This is a genomic window from Bacillus sp. CD3-5, from assembly GCF_006349665.1.
Taxonomy (GTDB): Bacteria; Bacillota; Bacilli; order Bacillales; family Bacillaceae_G; genus Bacillus_A; species Bacillus_A paranthracis.
Genome location: NZ_VEPX01000004.1, coordinates 315,982 through 335,535 on the forward strand (window position 1 = coordinate 315,982; position 19,554 = coordinate 335,535).

At 34.8% G+C, this 19,554-nt stretch carries 20 protein-coding genes; 7 read left to right on the plus strand and 13 right to left on the minus strand.

All coding sequences use genetic code 11. The features are described from left to right. Positions 1 to 55: 55 nt before the first annotated feature. The 5 genes from FH036_RS11160 to FH036_RS11180 all read left to right on the plus strand — a co-directional run bounded on the left by FH036_RS11160 (position 56) and on the right by FH036_RS11180 (position 5,317). Positions 56 to 271 (plus strand): DUF1540 domain-containing protein, encoded by a 216-nt coding sequence (locus FH036_RS11160; protein WP_001115394.1) that lies wholly within the window; start codon positions 56 to 58, stop codon positions 269 to 271. Between the two features lie 117 nt (positions 272 to 388). Next, positions 389 to 1,375: a LacI family DNA-binding transcriptional regulator gene (locus FH036_RS11165; RefSeq protein ID WP_001140405.1), complete on the plus strand. Its 987-nt coding sequence runs from the start codon at positions 389 to 391 to the stop codon at positions 1,373 to 1,375. A gap of 135 nt (positions 1,376 to 1,510) precedes the next feature. After that, entirely contained in the window at positions 1,511 to 2,887 is a 1,377-nt protein-coding gene (locus FH036_RS11170) for a sucrose-specific PTS transporter subunit IIBC (protein ID WP_139895762.1), read from the plus strand. A gap of 16 nt (positions 2,888 to 2,903) precedes the next feature. Further along, positions 2,904 to 4,379 carry a beta-fructofuranosidase gene (gene scrB, locus FH036_RS11175; protein ID WP_139895763.1) on the plus strand — a complete coding sequence of 492 codons (1,476 nt, stop codon included), beginning with the start codon at positions 2,904 to 2,906 and terminating at the stop codon, positions 4,377 to 4,379. After that, a complete protein-coding gene (locus tag FH036_RS11180; RefSeq protein WP_001246636.1) occupies positions 4,376 to 5,317 on the plus strand; it encodes a carbohydrate kinase family protein in 942 nt (313 codons plus the stop codon). The genes scrB and FH036_RS11180 overlap by 4 nt, the downstream gene beginning before the upstream one ends. Positions 5,318 to 5,329: 12 nt before the next feature. On the opposite strand, the gene FH036_RS11185 is transcribed toward FH036_RS11180, so the two are convergent. The 3 genes from FH036_RS11185 to FH036_RS11195 form a co-directional block, all read right to left on the minus strand. Further along, a complete protein-coding gene (locus FH036_RS11185) occupies positions 5,330 to 5,581 on the minus strand; it encodes a hypothetical protein (RefSeq protein WP_000834195.1) in 252 nt (83 codons plus the stop codon). Between the two features lie 103 nt (positions 5,582 to 5,684). Further along, complete coding sequence (locus tag FH036_RS11190) at positions 5,685 to 6,446, minus strand: L,D-transpeptidase (RefSeq protein WP_000732014.1); 762 nt, start codon at positions 6,444 to 6,446, stop codon at positions 5,685 to 5,687. A gap of 66 nt (positions 6,447 to 6,512) precedes the next feature. After that, the gene (locus FH036_RS11195) at positions 6,513 to 7,379 is read right to left on the minus strand and encodes an SDR family oxidoreductase (RefSeq protein WP_139895764.1); all 867 of its coding nucleotides are present in this window, start codon (positions 7,377 to 7,379) and stop codon (positions 6,513 to 6,515) included. 201 nt (positions 7,380 to 7,580) lie between these two features. Between FH036_RS11195 and FH036_RS11200 the strand changes: the two genes are divergently transcribed. Then, entirely contained in the window at positions 7,581 to 8,882 is a 1,302-nt protein-coding gene (locus tag FH036_RS11200; RefSeq protein ID WP_000482726.1) for an NCS2 family permease, read from the plus strand. A 97-nt stretch (positions 8,883 to 8,979) separates the two neighbouring features. Here the strand turns inward: FH036_RS11200 and FH036_RS11205 are convergent, their stop codons facing one another. The 7 genes from FH036_RS11205 to FH036_RS11235 all read right to left on the minus strand — a co-directional run bounded on the left by FH036_RS11205 (position 8,980) and on the right by FH036_RS11235 (position 14,306). Then, positions 8,980 to 9,228: a hypothetical protein gene (locus FH036_RS11205; protein ID WP_014481573.1), complete on the minus strand. Its 249-nt coding sequence runs from the start codon at positions 9,226 to 9,228 to the stop codon at positions 8,980 to 8,982. Next, complete coding sequence (locus FH036_RS11210) at positions 9,216 to 9,866, minus strand: ABC transporter ATP-binding protein (RefSeq protein WP_000615501.1); 651 nt, start codon at positions 9,864 to 9,866, stop codon at positions 9,216 to 9,218. Before FH036_RS11210 ends, FH036_RS11205 begins: the two co-directional genes overlap by 13 nt. Continuing rightward, positions 9,867 to 11,099: an ABC transporter permease gene (locus FH036_RS11215; protein WP_044790938.1), complete on the minus strand. Its 1,233-nt coding sequence runs from the start codon at positions 11,097 to 11,099 to the stop codon at positions 9,867 to 9,869. It lies immediately after the preceding gene. 9 nt (positions 11,100 to 11,108) lie between these two features. Then, complete coding sequence (locus FH036_RS11220) at positions 11,109 to 12,182, minus strand: ABC transporter permease (RefSeq protein ID WP_000280206.1); 1,074 nt, start codon at positions 12,180 to 12,182, stop codon at positions 11,109 to 11,111. Positions 12,183 to 12,269: 87 nt separating this feature from the next. After that, positions 12,270 to 12,665 carry a hypothetical protein gene (locus FH036_RS11225; protein WP_000676979.1) on the minus strand — a complete coding sequence of 132 codons (396 nt, stop codon included), beginning with the start codon at positions 12,663 to 12,665 and terminating at the stop codon, positions 12,270 to 12,272. 196 nt (positions 12,666 to 12,861) lie between these two features. After that, positions 12,862 to 13,716 carry a patatin-like phospholipase family protein gene (locus FH036_RS11230; RefSeq protein WP_139895765.1) on the minus strand — a complete coding sequence of 285 codons (855 nt, stop codon included), beginning with the start codon at positions 13,714 to 13,716 and terminating at the stop codon, positions 12,862 to 12,864. Between the two features lie 128 nt (positions 13,717 to 13,844). Continuing rightward, a complete protein-coding gene (locus FH036_RS11235) occupies positions 13,845 to 14,306 on the minus strand; it encodes a MarR family transcriptional regulator (RefSeq protein ID WP_138322461.1) in 462 nt (153 codons plus the stop codon). A gap of 139 nt (positions 14,307 to 14,445) precedes the next feature. Between FH036_RS11235 and FH036_RS11240 the strand changes: the two genes are divergently transcribed. Further along, the gene (locus tag FH036_RS11240) at positions 14,446 to 15,627 is read left to right on the plus strand and encodes an MFS transporter (RefSeq protein ID WP_138322462.1); all 1,182 of its coding nucleotides are present in this window, start codon (positions 14,446 to 14,448) and stop codon (positions 15,625 to 15,627) included. Positions 15,628 to 15,649: 22 nt separating this feature from the next. Here FH036_RS11240 and kdpDN read toward each other — a convergent pair whose 3' ends face one another. Genes kdpDN through kdpB form a run of 3 tightly spaced genes read right to left on the minus strand, consistent with a single transcriptional unit; the run spans position 15,650 to position 19,549 of the window. Further along, positions 15,650 to 16,804 carry a KdpD-like non-kinase potassium sensor gene (gene kdpDN, locus FH036_RS11245; protein WP_080559624.1) on the minus strand — a complete coding sequence of 385 codons (1,155 nt, stop codon included), beginning with the start codon at positions 16,802 to 16,804 and terminating at the stop codon, positions 15,650 to 15,652. Positions 16,805 to 16,860: 56 nt separating this feature from the next. After that, on the minus strand, positions 16,861 to 17,442 hold the full coding sequence (gene kdpC / locus FH036_RS11250; protein ID WP_001085556.1) for a K(+)-transporting ATPase subunit C: 582 nt from the start codon (positions 17,440 to 17,442) through the stop codon (positions 16,861 to 16,863). A gap of 16 nt (positions 17,443 to 17,458) precedes the next feature. Beyond that, complete coding sequence (gene kdpB, locus FH036_RS11255; RefSeq protein ID WP_001248013.1) at positions 17,459 to 19,549, minus strand: potassium-transporting ATPase subunit KdpB; 2,091 nt, start codon at positions 19,547 to 19,549, stop codon at positions 17,459 to 17,461. Positions 19,550 to 19,554: the final 5 nt, after the last annotated feature.

Below are 19,554 nucleotides of genomic sequence, written 5' to 3' on the forward strand. Positions count from 1 at the left end.
TTCTACACATGAAATGGACGTAAAATTCCAAACTAATGTATAAGGAGGGGGTTTTATGCCAGAAGTAAAATGTTCTGTTTCCAATTGCTCATTTTGGGGACAAGGTAACTTTTGTCAAGCAAGTGCAATCATTGTTCAACCAGATGCTGAAGAAACGGGTTCGAATACAAATGATTCGTATACAAGCGCAGTTTTAACAAACGAGACGCTAGAAAGTTCTGTAACAACAAGTGTTGAAACTTGTTGCCATACTTTTAAACCAAAATATTAACAATTATTCCACCTCATATACGTGAGGTGGTTTTTTCTTTCCCCCTTCTTATTTACGTCTTCTCTAATTCTCCCTATAATAAAGTTAACATTTTTATGAATACGAAGGTGAAATACTATGGCTAAAACAATTGCAGATATCGCCAAATTGGCTGGAGTTGCAAAAAGCACAGTTTCTCGTTACTTAAACGGTGGATATGTAAGTGATAAAACAAAACTTAAAATCGAAAGTATTATTCAAGAAACAAATTTTTCTCCCAATACATTTGCTCAAAGCTTAAAAGCAAAAACAACAAATTTAATTGGTGTTATTATCCCCCGATTAGACTCCTTCGCTACAATGAAAACACTTATCGGGATTGATAATACGTTACAGGAAAATAACTATCAAATGCTTGTAGCAAATGCAAATCAAACAATTGAAACTGAAATACAAGCAATGGAAAACTTTATAAAACAAAGAGTAGCTGGCATTATTTTATTAACCAAAACTTTAACAAATAAGCATCAACAAATTATTGCTAATTCAAATATCCCTATTTTATTCGTTGGGCAAGAATATAAAGATCAATATTGCCTCGTTCATGATGATTATGATGCAGCTTATGAGTTAGGAGCATACGTATTATCACAAGGTCATAGAAATATCGCCTATTTAGGAGTAGAAAAAGATGATATTTCTGTTGGTATAAATCGAAAAAACGGTTTTCAAAAAGCCATTGAAAATTTAGAACCAACTTGCAGTGTTTGTTATTACGAAACATCTTTCCAAATAGAAGATGCCATGAAACAAGTACAACATATTTTAGATAATAATCGCCCAACTCTTATCGTATGTGCTACAGATAATATCGCTCTTGGCGCAATGAAAGTTATTCACTCCCACTCCCTTTCTGTACCAGGTGATATTTCTGTAACAGGATTTGGGGGATATGATATTTCAGAAATGGTACACCCTAGCTTAACGACAATTGCGTTTGACTATGAGTATGCTGGAAAGCTTGCTGCCACTTCTCTTTCACAGCTTGTTGAAAACAAAACTATACCAAAAATATTACACTCTCGTTATACATTAAAAATCCAAGAAAGCGTTGACAAAATATAAAGGCGCTCTATAATAAAATTAAAACCGGTTCCATATTTTAAAAACAGGATTTTCAACATCATTTCCCTGTTTTTTATTTTAACTTATTACGGAACCGGTTCCATAAAAGAGAATTTATAGTAAGGGGGAATTTTTATGGATATGAAACAAATTGCAACTCAAGTATTACAGAACATTGGTGGAAAGGAAAACATTGTTCGTGCCACACATTGCGCGACTCGCCTTCGTCTTATATTAAAGGATGATACGAAAATAAACGCTGCAGAAATCGAAAACATCGATGGAGTAAAAGGTGCTTTCGCAACGACCGAGCAATATCAAATTATTTTTGGAACTGGCATAGTAAACAAAGTATATGATGAATTCTCAAAACTAATTGGGATAGCCGAACTAGATTCTACAACATCAAACGATATACCTAAGAAAAAAATGAATCCTATCGCCCGCCTAGCAAAGACACTATCCAATATTTTTGTTCCAATTATTCCAGCTATCGTCGCAAGCGGTTTACTTATGGGTCTACTCGGAATGTTGAAAGCGTTTAAATTAGTTCCTGGAGATCACTCACTTATCCAATTACTTGATATGTTCTCAAGTGCAGCTTTCATTATTTTACCTATTTTAATTGGAGTGAGTGCCGCTAAAGAATTTGGTGGAAATATTTTCTTAGGTGCAGTTGTTGGTGGTATATTAACTCATCCAAGCTTAACAAACCCTTGGACTCTTTCAAATGCAAAACCAACTGTTTTACATTTCCTTGGTATGGATATTGATATGATTGGCTATCAAGGTACTGTTTTACCTATTTTATTATGCGTATATGTTATGAGTACAATTGAAAAAGAACTTCGAAAACGTGTTCCGAACTCTTTAGATTTATTAGTTACACCATTCTTAACAATTATTATAACTGGCTTTTTATCACTTATTATTATCGGACCAATTGGATATAAAATCGGTGACGGCATTACGTACCTTTTAAATACAATTTATCAATTTGCAGGACCAGTAGCTGGACTTATATTCGGCGGATTGTATTCAACAATCGTTCTTACTGGCTTACATCATAGCTTCCACGCTATTGAAGCGGGCTTACTTGCAAATAAAGATATCGGTGTCAATTTCTTACTCCCTATTTGGTCAATGGCGAACGTTGCACAGGGCGGTGCTATTTTAGCAGTTTATTTCAAAACAAAAAACAAAAAAACGAAAGAAATTGCAATTCCCGCAGCAGCCTCAGCATTTTTAGGAATTACGGAACCAGCTATTTTTGGGGTCAATTTAAAACTTGGTAAACCATTTATTGCAGCCGCTATTGGCGGCGCAATTGGAGGCGCTTACGTTGTTTGGATGCAAGTGGCGGCTAATGCATACGGTTTAACAGGTATTCCGATGCTTACAATTGTTGCACCTCTTGGCATGATGAACATGATTCACTATATAATTGGCTTCACTATTGCAGTTATCACTGCTTTTGTTGCCACATTCATTTTATATAAAGAAAGTAAATAATAACGGGGTAAAAACTATGTCAAAATATAAAACAATACTGCAATCTAATAAAGACGAATTACATTCTTTATATGAAATTGCAAACCAAGATTCATGGAAACCAATTTATCATATCCATCCACCATTTGGATTAATGAATGATCCTAACGGTGTATCATACTACAATGATGAATATCACGTTTTTTATCAATGGTATCCATTTGGTCCCATTCATGGAATGAAGCATTGGGGGCATGTGAAGTCAAAAGACCTTATTAACTGGGAGCGTATGCCTGTAGCCATCATCCCTACTGAAAGCTATGAATCACACGGTGCATATTCTGGTAGTGCTATCGTAAAAGATGGCTTTCTTCATTTACTTTATACAGGGAATATAAAAAATCCTGATGATTCCCGTGATGCAAAACAATGTATGGCAACAATGGATTCACAATATACGATGACGAAATATAGTAATAATCCCGTTATTGATATAATTCCTGACGGATATACAAAACATGTACGTGATCCAAAAGTCTGGAAACATAATGATATGTACTATATGTTACTCGGTGCCCAACGTGAAAATAAAACAGGAACTCTATTACTATACAAATCACAAGACCTATACAATTGGCATTTCCAAGGCGAAATTACAACAAATTTAAAAGAATTTGGATTTATGTGGGAATGCCCCGATTACTTCCAATTATCAGGGAAAGATGTACTTCTCTTTTCACCGCAAGGAATTGAAAAAGACGGAGAAAACTTTCACAATGTATACAATGTCGTTTATGCTATAGGCCATTTCGATATTAAAAATTTATATTTCCATGTTGATTCCTATTACGAAGTTGATAAAGGATTCGATTTTTATGCTCCTCAAACTTTAGAAGACTTTACTAGTCGTCGCCTATTGTTTGCTTGGGCAGGATCAAGTGAAATCACATATCCTTCTGATGGTTATATGTGGGCTCATTGCCTAACAATTCCACGTGAATTAACATTAGAAGATAACATCTTAAAACAAAAACCAGTTTCAGAATTAACAAAACTACGAACAACAAAAAAAGAAATCTCAGGAGATATAACAGCTGGATTAAATGTATTATCAACGCTTGATGATGAAGGCTCCTACGAATTAATTGCTTCCCTTAAAACAGAAGATGCAAAGTGTTTTGGGCTTTCTCTCTTCCACAATGAGGAGGAATGTTTTCCAATTACATTTAATCGGGAACAAGGTACTATTTCTATAGACAGGGGCAACTTCTACCATCAATTTGGCGGAGAATATGGATTTGAACGCTGTAAAAAAATCGATATTCAAGATACGATAGAACTACAAATATTTGTAGATAAAAGCATCGTGGAAATTTTCTTATATGATGGTTCAACAGTCTTTACTTCCCGAGTTTTTCCTCGAAAAGACATGAAACATCATATCGCAATCTTTTCAGATGCAAAACTAAACTTTACCATCACACAATATAAGCTGAAAAGAGGAATTATATGAGAAATGTCTTTTGTATAGGTGAACTATTAATTGATTTTGTGTGCCGAAATACTAACGTTTCTTTAGTAAACGGTTCAGATTTCGAAAAAAAAGCTGGTGGAGCACCCGCTAACGTTGCTGCTGCAATTACAAAATTAGGTGGACACGCTACATTTATGGGCCAAGTAGGAAACGACCCATTTGGTGATTTTCTTGAACAAACTTTACAGCGTGCGCAAGTCGACACTTCCATGCTCATAAAAGATAAACAAACAACACTTGCATTCGTATCCATAGATCAAGATGGCGAACGTGATTTTACTTTTATGCGTGGTGCAGATGGTGAATATCAATTCAATAGCATTGATTTATCAAAAATACAAACGAATGATTTAATACATTTTGGTTCAGCGACAGCTTTACTATCAAGCCCATTAAAAGAAACGTATTTCCAGTTGTTACAATATGCGAAAGATAACGGCCATTTTATTTCTTTTGATCCAAATTATCGAAGTGCACTCATTACAAATACAGAACAATTCTCTCAAGATTGTCTAACCTTTATAAAACATGCACACTTCGTAAAAGTAAGTCAAGAGGAGGCTACTATGCTCTCTAAAGAGAGTGATTTACAACAAGCTGCTCTCAAATTATTAAATTATGGCGCAAAAGTAGTAGCTATTACACTTGGAAAAGACGGTACCCTTCTAGCGACAAATGAAGGTCAAACCATTGTCTCTTCTATTTCTATTCAACAAGTCGATACAACTGGTGCTGGTGATGCTTTCGTCGGAGCAATGTTATATCAGATTGCCCAAAGTGAACATACACTTTCGTATCATTTCAAAGACTTAACAGCGTTTATCTCCTTTGCAAATAAAGTAGGCGCTATCACATGTACAAATTACGGTGCAATTGCCTCCCTTCCATCATTAACAGATATAAAAGCATACGACTAATCGTATGCTTTTTTACATCCCCCTCCAAAAATCATGCATAATAAAAAAGTATAAAATAACGAGAACGGCCGTCCCGCATAACGTAATGCGCCGATATATACTCTTCTCCCCTTCTCTCGCCTTAACAAACGCCCAAATAAATCCGAAGAACAATATTAAATCAACATATGGAACATAAAACGAAAAGACGAGAAACGCATACAAATACACGATAAATAAACAGGTCGTTACTAAGAAAACTTTAAACGCAAATTCACTTTTCATAATGTAACCGCCCCCTATCTGTACTGTATTATATTCAGCAAAGTACAATAGTTGCAGTTAAACTGGAAGTAGAAATAAGCTACCGTCTATAATACGGTAGCCATTACGGAACATTATATTTCCTTTTATATATATTACTTAAAATCGAAGAAGGAATTTGCTCATAACGAATTTTTTCTCCTGTTTCATCGACAATATACAAATTGTTTCCTATATAATATATTCCATCTTTTCGTTTTGAGTACACTGCATATCTTTCGTTTGGCAATACCATTTTCACTTTCGTTAGCTGTCCATTCGGTTCTTGCCAATATATATCCACGCGATCTACTAACGTAAGCATACCAATTTGCTCTTCTTCTACTTTACGACCATTCCAGCTCACAACACGATAACCAAGCTTATTCGCTTCATATTCCGGGCTCGTATGAAACCGAGAAATGATTACTTTCGTCTGTAATTGAACTCGGTCATATAACCACTGTATATCCCTGTCATGCATACGAATACAGCCATTTGATTCCCTACTTCCAATTGTCCATTCCCGATTTGTCCCATGAATCGCATATTCATTTTTATCTAGTCCAAGCCATCTCGTACCAAGAGGATTATTCGGTGCACCACCAGCTATTTTTTTTCGATGATATTCTTTATTTTTAAATTTAGTTATAATACAAAAATTACCTTCAGGTGTAGGAGTACGATCTCTTCCAGTTGTTACGGGGAATGTTTTTGTATAATTTCCATTTTCAAAAAAAGACAATTGGTTTGTCGTAAGGTTCACTAATATTAGATGATCTGTATTAGCCAAGGCACTAACCGGTAGGATGAAAAATAATAGTATGATGAAACATAACTTTTTCATTTATATCCCCCCTAGCGCTCACTATAATAAGTGGAATTAACTTTACTTTGCTCTTATAAATGAAAACTATCCATTTACAATAACGCCCCCATTTACGTGTATCATTTGCCCGGTAACATAGGATGAATCATCAGACGCTAAATATACGTATGCTGGTGCTAATTCATATGGTTGGCCCGGTCTTTGCATCGGAACATTGCTTCCAAACTGTGATACTTTTTTCTCATCAAAGCTCGATGGAATAAGTGGTGTCCAAATCGGTCCTGGCGCAACACCATTTACACGAATCCCTTTTTGCACTAATGACTGAGAAAGTGATCTTGTGAAAGCAACGATTGCCCCTTTCGTTGCGGAATAATCAATTAACGTTTCATTTCCTTCGTATGCAACGATAGACGCGGTATTTATAATGACATCCCCTTGCTTTAAATGAGAAAGTGCGGCTTTCGCAACGTGAAAATAAGAAAAAATATTAATACGAAAAGTCTTTTCTAGCTGTTCTGCTGTAATATACTCTAGTCCTTGCTGCGGATATTGCTGTGCGACATTATTTACCAAAACCTGTAAACTACCTAGCTGCTGGACGGTCTCTTGAACAACATCTTTACAATGCTGTTCATCACTTAAATCACCCGGCAACAATACACACTTTACACCTTCTTTCTCAACATACTGCTTCGTCTCATTAGCATCTTCTTCCTCATCTAAATAAGCAATCGCAATATTTGCTCCCTCTTTCGCAAAAGCGATGGAAACAGCTCGTCCAATCCCACTATCTCCCCCTGTAATTAATACATTCTTTCCTTTTAACTTTTCGCTACCTTTATAATTTGGATCTTCAAACTGTGGTAGAGGATTCATTAATGATTCAATACCAGGTTGTTTATTTTGATGTTGCGCTGGCATTGTTATAAAGTTTTTTTGCTGTGGCATAGCTTCTTTCAACTCCTTTTCCTTATAATGTGCATAATAAAAACTGAAATTCACACATCAAGTTACGATTAATATTCGAATTTAAGACACAAAATATGAATTGTTGTAAACTTTTTATGCAAAACTATTGCAAAATAGATAAAAAGCGAATATTATATATAACTGTTGTGAAAATTATTCGTAAACAGAAAGGATGTTTATATGTTTAACCTTTCAAAACATAAAACTTCTATTAAAACTGAAATTATGGCAGGTATTATTACCTTCTTAACAATGGCATATATCATTGTCGTAAACCCAGTTATCCTTGGGGATGCAGGTGTTCCATTTGAACAAGCATTTACAGCAACAATTATCGCTGCTGTTGTCGGAACATTATTTATGGCGATCTTTACAAACTTACCAATCGCAATTGCACCAGGTATGGGATTAAATGCTTACTTCTCTTACTCTGTTGTAAAAGCTCATGAAGGCATGACTTTCGCAATTGCATTCTCTGCTGTATTCGTAGCAGGTATGATTTTAATTTTGTTATCATTCACATCTTTCCGTACAAAATTAATGGAAGCAATTCCTGAAAACTTAAAACATGCAATTACTGCTGGTATCGGTCTTTTCATCGCCTTTATCGGTTTACGTTTAACAGGTATCGTTACAAAAAATGAAGCAAATTTAGTTGGACTTGGTGACCTTCACTCTGCTCCAGTACTACTCGCATTAGCTGGACTTGGAATTACAATTGTCCTTATGTCTTTAAATGTAAATGGCGCACTATTTATCGGTATGCTATTAACTGGTATTATCGCTTTCTTCACGGGACAATTATCATTCTCAAACGGTGTTACATCAATGCCTGGATTACCAGAAGGAATTATCGTTTCAAACCCAATTACTGCTGTATCTGATGTAATTAACTACGGATTATACGGCGTTGTATTCTCATTCTTCCTTGTTACATTATTCGATACAACAGGTACATTACTTGGCGTTGCTCAACAAGGTGGATTTATGAAAGATGGAAAGCTTCCAAAAGCTGGACGAGCTCTTCTATCTGACTCATTCTCAGCAACAATCGGTTCTATGTTCGGAACAACACCATCAACAGCTTACATTGAATCATCTGCTGGTGTTGCAGCTGGTGGTCGTACTGGTTTAACAACTGTTACAGTAGCTGTTTTATTCGCACTAGCAGCATTCTTCGGACCATTAGTAAGTGCCGTTTCTGGTGTATCAGCTATTACTGCACCATCATTAATTATCGTTGGTAGTCTTATGATGGGTTCAGTTCGCCACATCGATTGGGACGCATTTGATGAAGCATTCCCAGCATTCTTAGTAATCTTAAGCATGCCACTTACATCAAGTATCGCAACAGGTATCGCACTTGGATTTATTTCATACCCACTTATGAAAGTGGCAAAAGGTAAGTTCCGTGCTGTTCACCCGCTTGTGTATGTATTTGGAATCTTGTTCGCTTATCAATTAATTTTCTTACCACATTAAAAAAGTAGAGCATCGAAATTCGATGCTCTACTTTTCTTTTATAACAATCATTCAAACTATAACAGTCCCTCCAAAATATGAAGGAGCTTATAACCATTTAATACTTCTCTTCTACCTGTAATTCTTTACTATACTTTTGAATGAAAACTGACGAAACAACCATTACCATCCCTACACTAAATCCAATAAGCTGATCCAGTAGCATTTCATCCTGAATGAACCAACGTAGTAGAAATACCCCACCAAAAATAAGCATCATAGTAAATCCAGTATGTCGAAGTCCTTTATATACATTTTCCATATGTATCACCTCTCCATATACTTTTATCCATATTATACCACGCATCCATCGAGCAAACATATCGTCCTCTGGCAGTATGTAGCTACCTTTTGATCGTGCGTGACAACTAGAACCGTTTTTCCTTGTTTATTAATTTCTTTTAAAATACTCATAATTTTTTTCCCATTTTCTTGATCAAGAGCACCAGTCGGTTCATCAGCAAGTATAATCTTTGTATCTTGTGCTAAAGCCCTTGCTATTGCTGTTCTTTGCTGTTCTCCGCCTGATAACTCGTAAGGATATTTGTTAATATGCCTCTCCAGCCCTACCATTTTCAGCATTTCTTTTGATATTTGCATACGTTTCTTATGAGAAATTCTTCTATATACAAGCGGAAGCATCACATTTTCAACAACTGTATAATCACCTAATAGCGAAAAGTTCTGAAACACAAATCCAACTTCCGTGTTTCTATACTTATGATAGTTTGACTTGAATGTACTCGTATCCATTCCATCTAAAAAATACTTTCCAGCAGAGGGACTATCGATTAAGCCAATAATGTTAAGAAGAGTAGATTTCCCCGAACCAGAGGGCCCCATAATAGCTATCATTTCGCCTTTTTCTATTGTAAGATTAATATCCTTTAACGCACTAAAATTATTCTTTCCAAAGCCTTTAGCCACATTTACGAGTTGAATCATCTACAACACCTCTTTCATATATGTATTTTTTATTTTTAATACATTGAAATAAATGATTGTATATATAATGAAGAGCATTACAATTGATAACATACTTATAACAATCAATGATTCTTCAGAAACTTGTAACGTTCCAAAAAAAGATACAGTACTATTTTCTATCTCTTTTTGAAGTTCAATCGTCCCGCTATTCTCCCATTGAAAATACGTAATTCCTATACATATCGATAAAATAAATAACAATATATACTCAATAATAAATGGAAGACATATTTGAAAAGCACTTGCACCTAACGCTGATTTAATAGAAATATTTTTACGCTCCATATAAAGTGCTGCCATTGATATTAATACAATAGATAGAAATGAAAAAAATAAGACTATACCGCTTAATAATAATGGGTATGACATATTATCAATACCCTGCTTTTCGTTTTCTAACAATTTATTCGGATTTGTAACGTAATACGAATACCCCTTACCTTCTGTTACCTTTAATACTTTCTTTTGAAATTCATTTATATTTATCTTCTCATTTGTTTCTATAATTAACCCATTGTATAACAGGTCTATACTATAGAACTCTATTTCTTCTGTTCCAATTGGTAAAATCGCCATGTCATCTAACAATGTAATACGATTATCCGATATTTCGCCGCTCCGAGGATATGTAAATGGTGAATTTTTTTCTAAAAAGCCAATTACTTTTAGCTTCATTTTTCCAGATGGTATAACATCACCAATGGATACTTTTTCTTTATAATTAGCACCTAATATAACAGGTCTAATATCAAATACGGATTTATGAAATTCTGATTCCTCAAAATACCTTCCTTGTGAAAGTCGGATATGAAAGTACTTATTAATATCTTTATCAATAATAAGAGTCTTTATCGTTTCACTTTCTTTTTTTAAGCTAAATGAATAGTTACGGAACAAATAATTTGTTGTATTTGTTATTGGTATCGTATTAGATAACCCTTGCATGAATTGTTGATAATCACTTTTCGCTTTTTCTTCGCTAAACAATGTTATATCTTGCGTCGCATAAAGTTCATAGAAACTTTTATGAGTCGATAAATTATTTGCTACTGTCATCATTTTTCGATATCCCGACAGATTACTAATAAATTCTATAGCTGAAGAAAATGAAATAATTAAAGAAATTACTATAATCAAACTTGGTAACAACCGTTTTTTCATAGACCGTATAGAATCAAATATAAAAAACATGAAGATCACCTACGCTCTTAAATGTTTTCCAGGATATATATTTATAATGTGCTTGATTGGAATTACAGTAACAAACATTGTAAGAAAAATAATAAAAACAATATTACATACGAATACATATGGTGTTAACGGTTTTAATAAGTATGTCTGAAAATACGTATGAATTGTTCCAGAAAACATTTCTAACACAAGAAAAACCAACAACATCGCCACTAGAGAAATAAACAAAATTTGAACATATAGTTCACAATAAATAGATATATTAGAAGCACCTACTGCTTTTTTTAATGAAATCTCTCTTTCTTTTTTATAAATCCAAAACAACACTGCTGAAATACCAGAAACTACTGCAACAAGAATAAATTTATAATAATACTTATTGGCTGGATCTACATATGTTACATTTAGTTCCTGAAAATCTCTTTTATTCAGTATTTGAACCTCACCTGAGATTACTTCTTTGCTCTTATTCATAAATGTTTTTATTTCTTTATGGATAGATGATGTAGGGTTAACAACTGTTAATTGTAATTGTTTACTCGCGATAATACCTTTTTTAGATATAGTAGGTAAATTTTGAAGTGGAATGTATATGTCTGATACACCGACGTCACTGTCTTTTCTTGATATAGTGCCTATTTTTTTATATGTATTATCAAATTCATATAACTCCTTTACATTCGTTTGATCACCAACAACCATATCATTTACATTTTCACGATGAAAATATTGACCCTCAGAAATATATGGCGTCCAATAATAATCATCTTTTAAGTTCACAGCTACGATTTTTATTGCACCTGAACTATTTAATGCTTTTAAATGCTCTACGTAAATATCACTTTTCACAAAAGTATCTTGTATGAAAGGAATTATCTCATCCAATTCAGTTGCATTTGCTATCGGAACATTTAAAACTTGATTTTTTTCTGGGAAACCGATTTGAAAAGCAGATATAAAATTCCGTTTAGACTCTGTTAAAAGTGCGGCTACTGATATAGAAAGAAAAGAAATAAAAAATGCCATAAGAAGAATTATGGAAAATAGTTTATTGTTTTTTATATTTTTAAAAGCTAAATACATGTCTCTGCTCCTTTTAGATAAGAAGGAGATGATGAACATCCCCTTCTCCTTATCCAAATATTTATAAAGACAACTATTGAATATTTTTTACCACTGTAATCGTAAGTTACCGTTACTATCAAAAGTTCCTTTGTGTGTATCTTCTTGATAGTCATTATTCTCATTAGCATAATGCTCAGAGTATAGCCCCTTTGCACCAAAGGCGTTATATGCGCCATTACTAACCGTGGCATTTAATGCCCTTCCAGATTCATGTGATCCTAATTTATCCGAAGCACTTTCAATATATGAATAACTTCCTTTTGAATTAATAAAAGAAATTGCTACTGAACAGCGAGATGCATTTTGATTCGTAGTTGTTTGAGCTCTGTAAGATAGTAGGTTACCACTTTTGTGACCACTTAAAGTTGGATAGAATGCACTTGTTGAGATGGATGTTGCTAATAACATTAAAGTCGCAATCGAAAAAACCTTTCCCTTCATTAACAATCACCTCATAAATTAAATAGTTTTGTAGCGCTACCTCATCATAATATCCTTCAAATAAATTCTCCTCAATAAGACACCCCTATGTTTTACAAACTCTTTAAACACTTAAACATTCATACATTTTTCAAAAGTAACGTATAAGTAGCAATATAAAAAGGCTGCAGAGAAATTCTTCTCCACAGCCTCATACTTATTTTTGCAAAAACGCCTGCAAATCTGCAAACTGTCTCTTTGCATCTTCATAGCCTTGCTCATATAGATTTTGTAGTTTTGTTGTATCTTTTTCCATACGATCTACTTGAAGCGGCACTTCTGGGCGAATAACAAATAAATTCCCAGCTTGTTCTTCTTTTTCAATGTAGTGCAGTGTTTCATTATATACTTCATAGCGATTTAGCATCGTGTTAACAAGATTCGGATATTTTTTATAAGCTTTCGCAGCAACCCAACCAAATCTTGATTTTTTCTTTGTGTAACCGTGATTTCTTGTTAAAATTACGACTGATTTTTTAAATCCATCTTCCTGTGCTTTACGAACTGGAATCGGATCTGAAATCCCGCCATCTAATAATTGTTTACCACGGTAATTTACTACTGGTGCAATGAAAGGTAATGAACTAGAAGCTTGTAATAAATTTAGTGCATCATCATTCGTTCCCTCTTTTTCAAAATAAACAGACTGTCCTGTTTCACAATCCGTCGTTCCTACAAGGAAACGCTCTGGGCTATTAAAGTATGTTTCAAAATCAAACGGCACATGCTTTTCTGGAATTTCATGAAAAATAAAATCCATATCAAATAGCTGACGTTTTCTCCATAAGTTTTTATACGATAAATATTTCGGATGTGATGCATAATCAATATTTACTGTTTTATTTCTATTTCTTTGTCTGGAAAGATACGACGCTGCATGACAAGCACCAGCTGATACACCAATTACATATGGAAAATATAAATCTTGTTCCATAAAGTATTCTAATATCCCGCCCGTATATACACCACGCATACCGCCGCCTTCTAATACTAACCCTGTATTTTCAAGCATGTTACTCTCTCCTCTATATATATTGACTCTTTAATTATTCACCATGTTAAGTATCTTTTTCTATTATATATGAGTTCTTTCAGAAATTATATTTAAAAGACTTGAGAAAACGGAATTTTTTCTTCCAATTATATTTCCAAATGATCCGAGACATCCTTTATAAACCTTTGAATAAAATCTTGTTCTTCTTTCGTATATCTATCTAAGAGTAACAGCCACTTTTCTTCAGCTTGTTTATGCAATTTCTCATGAGCTTTATATATTTCATTTCCGCTTTCCGTTAAGCGAAAGAAAATTTCTTTTTGATTGTCTAACATTTGCATCTTCTCAACGAATTTCTTTTGGAACAACTTTGTACAAACTTTAGAGATTGCACCCTTCGTCATTCCCATTTCTATCGTAATTGCCGTTACATTCATCAGACCATTTTTCCCGATACACTCGATTACATGTAACTCAGATAAAGACATACCACTTACACCTGTCTCACGAAGAAACTTCTCATTTTGTCCTTTCAAATGTTCTTCTCTTTTATGCAAAAGTGTACGAATGTTCGAAAGTATTTCCATTTGTTTCGTTGTATAATCCAATCTGTTCACCCCCTAAGTTTCCAAAGAAACAATTTAGCTATATACCATTTTAAAATCATTTTTTCATATTTACAAGTTAGAAAAACATGTTAAAATAAATTTAGTTTCCTAGGAAACTAAAAAGAAGGAGGTTAACATAATGAAAAAATCCAAACTACATTTCATTTTATATGTTGTCTGTATTAGTGCCTTACTCAGTTCCTTCGCTCAAAATATTTACACACCTATCTTGCCCATGATTCAAGGTTCTTTTCATACTTCTCCTTATCTTGTAAATGTCACAGTTTCACTTTTCACATTCATTCTTGCAATTATGCAGCTCGTATATGGACCTTTAATTGATACAAAAGGGAGAAAATCCGTCCTTATCCCTAGTTTAGTCATTAGTACAATTGGTTCAATCGGATGTGCTTTTTCGGCAAACATTTATTTATTTCTCTTTTTTAGAGTTATTCAAGCTATAGGAATAGCGGCTATACCTGTAGTTTCAGCAACGATTATTGGTGATTTGTTTGAAGGAAAAGAACGCGGAGAAGCGATGAGCCTATACCAAATGTTACTTGCCCTCGCACCTGCGATTGGTCCTCTCATTGGTGGTTATCTCGGCAGTATAAATGGCCACTTATCCGTATTTCTATTTTTATCTATACTTGGCATTCTTTTATTAATGATAAACCTTTCACTACTTCCAGAAACAAAACCAACTGTAAGTAAGCAACCGCAATCAAAAAAGAATTACTGGTTTATCTTAAAAAATAAAACTGGATTTTCTATTACTCTTATTGGCTTCATTCAATTTTGTATTTACTTTTGCTTTCTCGTTTTTTTACCGAGTATTTTAACAAATTCATTTCATTTAACTGTAAATGAAATTGGTCTTATGTTTGTACCAATGTCTCTTTCTATCATGCTGGGAAGTTTTTGCTACAAGTTTTTGCAAAAACGCCTGACAACAAAGCAAACTTTATTTATTACGAGTTTCTTCAATATTATATGTGTCGTTTTATTCTCTTTCACATATAGCATTAATATCCCATTCATCATTATCGTTACATCTTTGTACGGTTTTAGTATGGGACTTTCTATGCCAACTCACACTACTTTATTAACGGAAGAATTCGTACAAGAACGCGCAACTGCTATCGGTATGTACAACTTCATCCGCTATCTTGGTATGGGCACAGGCCCACTTATAGGTGGATTTCTTTTATTTAACCAAAATTACTTTTGGATTTTCTTCCTAGGCGCAATTATGTTTTTACTTGTAATCTTATATGCAATGAAAATGCTACGATTCCCTGCCACACAAAAAGCAAAATAGAGACCTACAGATGGTCTCTATTTTAAACTCGTTGATCCGCAACAATATGAATATCAATATGCTTCGTCTGTCTCATAATTTCATTCACAATCGAACCTTTTCGAATTTCTTCCCATCGCGTTCTCGCTGATTGCCCAAGTAAAATTTGCGTTACTTGTAATCTTTTTGCAACTTCAATAATAACATCCGCTGGCTTTCTTCCTTTTGCTTCTTCTAATACAAAACTTGCATCAAATTGATTCGTGAGCGCCTTCCACTCTTCAATCGTCTGCTTTTTTCCAGCTGAAAGAGAATCTATATTTTCTCTTTCAACATTTAATACATACAATTCAGCGTTTAACCGATCAGCCATGCGCCAGCCCCGTCTTATTAATTTCTCTGCTGTTGAACTGTACTGTACACAAACGAGAATTTTTTCTTTCACGCCAATTGGTTCTATCACTGTTTGACTAATTTTCTCGTCCATATCGTCAGCGACTTCACGAAGCGATAATTCCCTGAGTGCTCCTAAATTATTAAGCGTAAAGAAATTTTGTAAGCTTTGCTGAATTTTTTCCTCCTTATATATTTTCCCGTCTATTAATCTCTTCCGAAGTACTTCCGGCGTTGCATCGACGAGCTGAATTTCATTTGCTTTTTGTAAAATAAAATCCGGAATACGTTCTCTTACTTTTACATTTGTAATTTGAGCTACAATGTCATGAACGCTTTCTAAATGTTGAATATTAAACGCTGACAATACGGATATACCAGCCTCTAACAATTCTTGTACATCCATATAACGCTTCTTGTTTTTAGAGCTGGGAATATTACTATGTGCAAGTTCATCCACAACAACGACCCCAGGTGCACGCTTTATAATTCCTTCCACATCAAGTTCATAAAACACTTTCCCTTTATACTCTATTTCTTTTAAAGGAACCTTTTCTAAATCAGCAATTGCGTCTTCCGTCTCTTTTCTCCCATGCGTTTCAATTAAACCAATTACAATATCCGTACCGTCCTTTTTCATCTCTCTAGCATCAAAGAGCATTTTATAACTTTTCCCTACTCCTGGAGCTGCTCCTACATATAGCTTTAACTTCCCACGGTTTTGCTGACGAATATATTCTAAATACTCTTCTGGTGTTCGCCTTTGAAAAGTGGGTTTATAGTCATCCGCATACAAAACATTCACAACCTTTCTTTTGAAACAACGCTACCTCAATCCGTTAGATTGAGGTAGCACCGTTACTATTTCATTAGTTTCTGTAATTCTAAATTTAACTTTAAGACGTTTACGCGGGTCTCTCCAAATAAACCAAGTGCCGCACCTTCTGTTTGATCTTTAATCAATTGCTCTAGTGTTTCTTTCGGAATTTTCGTTAATTTTGAGATACGCTCTACCTGTACGGAAGCCGCCTTCGGACTAATATCAGGATCAAGCCCTGAACCTGAATTTGTCACTAAATCGATTGGTACTTCTGTAACTGGAACGCTCGGATTTTGTTTCTTCCACTCTTCAATACTTTTCTCTACTCGTTTCTCTAAATCTGGATTAGACGGTGCATAGTTATTTGAACCTGACGCTTCTGCTTTATATTCAATACTAGAGACACGCCCATGAAAATAACGTGGATCTGTGAAATTTTGACCGATTAATTTAGAACCAATCACTTCATTTTTATCATTATATATTAGACTTCCATCCGCATTATCCTTCATTACTGCTTGTGCAATACCAGTAACAATAAGCGGATATACAAGTCCGCACAACACTAAAAATGTAAAAGTAATACGGATGATTGGTGATAGTATACTTTGTTTCTTCGCCATCTCTTTCCCCTCTTCCTTATATAAACAAGCCGACAATCATATCAATTACTTTAATTCCAATGAACGGTACAATCACTCCGCCAAGCCCATAAATAAGTAGGTTTCGGCCAAGTAGTGCATTCGAACTCATCGGTTTATATGCGATACCTTTCATCGCCAATGGAATGAGTAATGGAATAATAACCGCATTAAATAGTAATGCTGATAAAATCGCTGACAGTGGTGATGTTAGTTTCATAATGTTCAATGCTTCCATTTGCGGAATCGCAAGTGTAAACATTGCTGGAATGATTGCAAAATATTTCGCTATATCATTTGCAATACTAAACGTCGTTAACGCACCACGTGTCATTAACAATTGCTTACCGATTCCTACAACCTCAATAATTTTTGTCGGGTTCGAATCTAAATCAATCATATTGGCTGCTTCTTTCGCAGCTGTTGTACCACTATTCATCGCTAATCCAACATCAGCCTGTGCTAATGCCGGCGCATCATTTGTACCATCACCTGTCATCGCTACGAGTTTTCCTTTATCTTGCTCTGCTTTAATAACTGCAATTTTATCTTCTGGTTTGCACTCAGCAACAAACTCATCTACTCCTGCTTCTTTTGCAATGGTTGCTGCTGTTAATGGGTTATCCCCTGTACACATAACCGTTTTAATCCCCATTTGACGCAACTGTTCAAAACGTTCACGCATACCAGGTTTTACTGTATCTTTTAAATAGATTAAACCGTAAATACGATTATTCACTGCAACTACAAGTGGTGTTCCGCCCTCTTTTGAAATGAAATCTGCTTTTTGATTTACATCTTTCGGAATTGTTCCACCTTGTGACTGAACCCATTCAATCACGCTACCGACAGCACCTTTTCTCACTTTCGTTCCGTCCTGTAAATCAACACCACTCATTCTCGTTTCTGCTTTAAATGGAACAAACTCACCTTGTTCTGCAAGTTCTCTATTATATGATATAGATTTCGCTTGCACATACTCGATAACAGATCGACCTTCTGGTGTTTCATCTAAAACTGAGCTAATAGCAGCCCACTTTCCAACTTGCTCAATCGTTTCATTTCCTACAGGTAATAATGTATGAGCCATTCGGTTCCCAAAAGTAATCGTACCTGTTTTATCTAAAATAATTGTATTAATATCACCCGCAGCTTCTACTGCTTTCCCTGACATCGCTAACACGTTAAATTTTGTCACTCGGTCCATCCCAGCAATACCAATCGCTGATAGCAAACCACCAATTGTCGTTGGAATTAAACATACTAACAATGCTACAAGTACAGCTGTATCAATTTGAAACCCTAAATAATTTGTGAAAATCGGCAGCGTCACAACAACGATTAAGAAAATAAGCGTTAAACTCGTTAATACTGTATTTAAAGCAATTTCATTCGGTGTTTTTTGACGAGCAGCCCCTTCTACTAAAGAGATCATTTTATCAATAAATGATTCACCAGGATTACTCGTAATGATAATTGTAATCTCATCACTTACAACCATCGTACCGCCTGTTACGGAACAAAAATCACCGCCAGCTTCTTTTATTACAGGAGCTGATTCCCCTGTAATCGCAGATTCATCAACAGATGCTAACCCTTTTATTACTTCTCCATCACTTGGAATCATTTCTCCTTGTTTTACAATAACAACATCACCTTTTCTCAGATCCGTTGCTGAAACTTGAACAATGTTCCCGTTTTCTTTTACAACATTGGCAAACACATCTTTCTTCGACTGTTTTAAAGAATCAGCTTGCGCTTTCCCCCGTCCTTCCGCTAATGCTTCTGCAAAGTTAGCAAATAAAACTGTAAATAATAGAATGAGGGAAACTGTTATATTAAACCATCCTGGTACACTACTAGAACGACTTGGAAGAAACGATAAAATGAACGTAATGATAAATCCAATCTCCACAACGAACATAATCGGATTTTTTATCATAACTTTCGGATTCAATTTCGCAAAGGATTGTTTCATCGCATGTTTCACGATATCACGATCCATCGTTTTCGCTTGTCTAACCTCATCTTCTACTGCATGTATGTGTGACTCATTTACTCTTTTTTCTTTTACTACTACCGGTCTCATCATTT